Raw genomic sequence first — 4,913 nt, forward strand, 5'->3', positions numbered from 1 at the left:
TGGTTCGTGACCTTCGGTGCGGGCACCCCCGGAGCCAGTGCCTCACTCGGCGGCTCCGGCGGAGACGTCAGTCAGGGTTGGGCTGGGGAGTGGTCTTGCGGGGTGGGGCCCGCCAGCATCACCGGCAGCCCTCGGCTCACCTGGCGAAAGACAGAGAGGCGACTACCCCCTCACAACACCTGGGATACCCGCCCGGCACCCCTCACGGCACCTGGGCCGCCCGCCGCGGCAGCCACACCCACATCAGCACCACTCCGGCCGCCAGCACCCCGGCGCCCACCCGGAACGCGAGGGCATAGCCCTCCGTCAGGGCCTGCGGGGTCGCGCTGCCCGCCGATGCGGACGCCGCCAGGGTGGACAGGACCGCCAGCCCCAGGGAACCGCCCATCGTGCGCGACGTGTTGACGAGGCCGGAGACCAGGCCCGCCTCCTCGGGGGCCGCGCCGGAGGTGGCCAGGGAGGCGAGGGGCGTCGCCGCCAGGCCCGCGCCGAGCATCATGAGGACGCCGGGAAAGAGGATCGCCGTGGCGTAGGGGCCGTCGGCGGTCATCGTGGACTGCCAGGCGAAGCCGGCCACGGCGACCAGGGTGCCCAGCGCGGCGACGTTGCGCGGGCCGACCGGCCGCATCAGGCGGGGCGCGAGCTTGGAGCCGAGGATGACGGCGAGGGAGCTCGGGACCAGGGCGAGGCCGGCCTCGACCGGGGAGTAGCCGAGGACGTTCTGCGCGTAGAGGGTCATGAAGAACCACATGCAGAACATCGCCGAACCGCACAGGAACATCGAGACGTTGGCCGAGGAGACCGAGCGCATGCGCAGCAGGCCGAGCGGCATCAGCGGGCTCGCCGTGCGGGCCTCGACCGCGAGGAACGCCCCGAGCAGGACCAGCCCGGCGAGCAGCGGCAGCAGGGTGGCCGGTGCCGTCCAGCCCGCCGCCTCCGTCTGGGAGATGCCGTAGGCCAGCGTGCCGAGCCCGGCCGTCACGAGCAGTGCGCCCGGCAGGTCGAGGCGGCGGCCGTCCCCGGCCCGGCCCTCGGTGAGGAACCACGCGGCGGCGCACAGCACCACGGCGCCGACGGGCACGTTGATGAGCAGCACCCAGCGCCAGGACAGCGTCTCCACCAGCAGCCCGCCGACCAGGCCGCCCGCCGCGCCGCCGCCGGCCCCGACCGCCGTCCAGGTACCGATGGCCCGGGCCCGGGCGGCGCCCTCCGGCACCGACGCCGTGAGGATCGTCAGCGTCGAGGGCGCCAGCACGGCCGCGCCCAGCCCCTGCACGGCCCGCGCCACGAGCAGCTGCCAGTCGTCCTGTGCCAGCCCGCCGGCCGCCGAGGCCAGGGTGAACAGGCCGAGCCCGACGAGGAACATCCGCTTGCGGCCGTAGAGGTCACCGGCGCGCCCGCCGAGGAGCATGAACCCGGCGAAGGCGATGGCGTAGGCGTTGACCACCCACTGCAGCCCCTGCTCGTCGAGTCCCAGCCCGGTCCGCATCGACGGCAGCGCCACGTTGACGACGGAGACGTCCAGGACGACGAGGAACTGACCCGCGCAGGTGAGCGCCACGACGAGCCAGGTGGGAGGTGCGGTGCGGCGGGGCGTCCGGGTGGTTGCGGCGGCTTCGAGCATGGGTGTCATGCTCTCAACCACTCCGAGCTCCTTGCATCGGGATTTCGGCCTAGGGCTTCGGCCGGACAGCACCAGGGCCCCGGGCCCCTTCCCCAAGAGAAGGTCAAGTTTTCGTTAGGGTGCCAAAGCAACGGAATAGTTGCCTGGACATACGAGGTTCAGGTCCCATGTACCCCGACGCTCCCCGGCCTGGAGGCCCTCCTCAATGACGCAGACGACGACAGACCGCACGGCCGGCAGAGCGAGTGGGGCCGTGGTCCCGGTGCTCGCCTTCGCGGGCATCGTTGTCGCGGTGATGCAGACCCTGCTCGTTCCGGTGATCAAGGATCTGCCGCAACTGCTGGACACCGCCCCCAGCAACGCCACCTGGGTCCTCACCTCGACCCTCCTCTCGGGCGCGGTGGCCACCCCGATCATGGGCCGCCTGGGCGACCTCTACGGCAAGCGCCGCATGCTGATCCTGAGCCTGGCCGTAATGGTCGTGGGCGCCCTGGTCAGCGCGCTCACCAGCGATCTGCTGCTCATGATCGCCGGCCGAACCCTCCAGGGCTTCGCGATGGGCGCGATCCCGCTCGGCATCGGCCTGATGCGCGACATGCTGCCCCGCGAGAAGCTCGGCTCGGCGATGGCCCTGATGAGCTCCTCCATAGGCGTCGGCGGTGGCCTGGCCCTGCCCGCCGCCGCCCTGGTCGCCCAGCACAGCGACTGGCACACCCTCTACTACGGCGCCGCCGGCCTCGGCCTGCTCGCGATCGCCCTCACCCTCCTCGTCGTGCCGGAGTCCCCGATGCGCGCCGAGGGCACCTTCGACCTGCCGGGCGCGCTCGGCCTGTCCGCCGGGCTCGTGCTGTTCCTGCTGCCGATCACCAAGGGCAGCGACTGGGGCTGGGCCTCCGGCACCACCCTCGGCCTGTTCGCCGCCTCGGCGGTCGTGCTCGTGCTGTGGGGCGTGATGGAGCTGCGCGTCAAGGCCCCGCTGGTGGACCTGCGCACCACGGCCCGCCCGGCCGTCCTCTTCACCAACCTCGCCTCGATCATGGTCGGCGTCTCCTTCTACGTCGTCTCCCTGGTCCTGCCCCAGCTGCTCCAGCTGCCGAAGTCCACCGGCTACGGCCTGGGCCAGTCGATGGTCGTCGCGGGTCTGCTCGTCGCGCCGCTCGGCCTGACGATGATGTTCACGGCGCCCGTCTACGCCCGGCTGTCCGCGAAGTACGGCCCCAAGTTCACCCTGATCCTCGGCCTGCTGATCATCGCGATCGGCTACGGCGCCGGCCTCGGCCTGATGAGCGCCGCCTGGCAGAGCCTGGTCATCTCGGTCCTGCTGGGCGCGGGCATCGGCCTCGCGTACTCCTCGCTGCCCGCGCTGATCGTGGGCGCGGTCCCGGCGTCGGAGACGGGCGCGGCCAACGGCCTCAACACCCTGATGCGCTCCATCGGCACCTCGGTGTCGAGCGCCGTGATCGGCATGGTGCTGGCGAACACCGCGAACACCGTGGGCGGTGTCGAGATCCCGACCATGCACGGCTTCCGGGTCTCCTTCCTGATCGCGACGGGCGCGGTGGCCGTGGGCCTGCTCCTGGCGCTGTTCCTGCCGGGCCGACGGCCGTCGAACAAGCCGCAGTTGCGGGCCAGCAGCGAGGAGGACGCGGCCCTGGAGCGTGCCGAGCAGGTCCTGCGCAGCTTCCGCGGCCGGGTGCTGGGCGCCGACGGCTCTCCGGTCGCCCGTGCCAAGGTCACGCTGATCGACCGCCGGGGCCGCCAGGCCGGGGCGACGCTCTCCGCCGAGGACGGCAGCTACGCGCTCACCGTCCCCGACCGGGGCTCCTACGTCGTGGCCGCCCGTGCCACGGGTCACGGCCCGCTCGCCTCGTCCGCGACCCACGCGGGCGACGAACGCCCGGTCGACCTGGACCTGTCGCTGCCGGGCGAGACGGTCTCGGCCTGACCTGCCGCCCCACCCCGTTACTCACCGGTACCCCCTGTCGCCCCGCGGCAGGGGGTACGGCACGATGGCGCCCTGACCGTCGTACGACCGAGAGGAACCCCATGCCCGCGGCGCCGAAGCCCGAGATCCTGGCCGCGTTCGAGGCGGCGAAGGGGTTCATGCCCACCGGTGAGGGCCTGGCGCTGTACGCGGCGGCCGTGGAGGCCGGGCGGCTCGGGCTGCCGCTGCTGGAGGTCGGCACGTACTGCGGCCGTTCCACGATCCTGCTCGCCGACGCGGCCCGCGAGGCCGGGGTCAGCGCGCTCACCGTCGACCACCACCGCGGCAGCGAGGAGCAGCAGCCGGGCTGGGAGTACCACGACCCGGAGACGGTCGACCCCGAGGTCGGCCTGATGGACACGCTGCCCACGTTCCGCCGCACGCTGCACCGGGCCGGTCTGGAGGAGCATGTGGTGGCGCTGGTCGGGCGTTCCCCGCGGATCGCCGCGTTCTGGGGGACGCCGCTGGGCTTCGTCTTCATCGACGGTGGCCACACCGACGAGCACGCGGGCGCCGACTACGAGGGCTGGGCGCCGCACGTCGCCGAGGGCGGTCTGCTGCTCATCCACGACGTCTTCCCCGACCCGCAGGACGAGTTCACCGGCCAGGCCCCCTACCGGATCTACCTTCGGGCCCTCGCCTCCGGCGCGTTCACCGAGGTCTCGGCGACGGACTCGCTGCGGGTCCTGCGGCGCACGGGCCCGGGCATCTGACGCACCGCACGCGCCGGGCGGCTGGGCGGGTGAACCACACCCCCGACACCCCCTCCCGGTCGGCCCACGGGCGGCGTGGCGAGTCGGCGGGCGGACCACCGCTGCCCAAGGATCCGGGCGCGTGGCACACACCTTCGAAGAGCTCGTCGAGAAGCAGCGCGCGGCGGACGAGGCGTACGCCCGCGTGCGTCACCTCCAGGACACGTACGGCCCGCCCACCCAGACCAAGTGGAGCGACCAGCAGACCAGCACCTGGGAGACGGCCTGGCGCGCCTGGCGCGATCTCGCCCGCGACGTCCAGGCGGCGGTGACCGGGTACGCGAAGCAGGAGGGCACACCGCGCCAGGAGGTGGAGGCGCGGGTGAAGGAGGCGGTACGGCACGGGGACGGCGGCGGGAACGGGGCGTAGCCGCCACCCGTCGGGCCGTCCGCGGACCACCGCCCCCGCGCACGGCCGCTAGGGTGGCTGACGTGTCGTACGTAGGCCCGGACTTCGAACCTCCCCAGCCCCGCCGCCGTCGCGGCCCCCTGACCGTCGCGCTCGCCGCGCTGGTGCCAGGCGCGCTGCTCGGCTGGCTGGTGTACGAGACGG

General features: G+C 73.3%; 4 protein-coding genes and 1 pseudogene. 4 read left to right on the forward strand and 1 reads right to left on the reverse strand.

What is annotated here, in order from left to right:
- Positions 1 to 202: 202 nt before the first annotated feature.
- Entirely contained in the window at positions 203 to 1,633 is a 1,431-nt protein-coding gene (locus K4G64_RS23755) for an MFS transporter (RefSeq protein ID WP_221758046.1), read from the reverse strand.
- A 196-nt stretch (positions 1,634 to 1,829) separates the two neighbouring features.
- Here K4G64_RS23755 and K4G64_RS23760 point away from each other — a divergent pair, with 196 nt between their 5' ends.
- The 4 genes and pseudogenes from K4G64_RS23760 to K4G64_RS40425 all read left to right on the forward strand — a co-directional run.
- Complete coding sequence (locus tag K4G64_RS23760) at positions 1,830 to 3,569, forward strand: MFS transporter (RefSeq protein WP_221758041.1); 1,740 nt, start codon at positions 1,830 to 1,832, stop codon at positions 3,567 to 3,569.
- Between the two features lie 101 nt (positions 3,570 to 3,670).
- Entirely contained in the window at positions 3,671 to 4,321 is a 651-nt protein-coding gene (locus K4G64_RS23765) for a class I SAM-dependent methyltransferase (RefSeq protein ID WP_221758042.1), read from the forward strand.
- Between the two features lie 121 nt (positions 4,322 to 4,442).
- A complete protein-coding gene (locus K4G64_RS23770) occupies positions 4,443 to 4,730 on the forward strand; it encodes a hypothetical protein (protein WP_221758043.1) in 288 nt (95 codons plus the stop codon).
- 62 nt (positions 4,731 to 4,792) lie between these two features.
- A pseudogene (locus K4G64_RS40425) lies at positions 4,793 to 4,913 on the forward strand (N-acetylmuramoyl-L-alanine amidase); the annotation flags it as partial.

The sequence above is a fragment of the Streptomyces sp. WAC04114 genome (assembly GCF_019733245.1).
Classification (GTDB): Bacteria; Actinomycetota; Actinomycetes; order Streptomycetales; family Streptomycetaceae; genus Streptomyces; species Streptomyces massasporeus_A.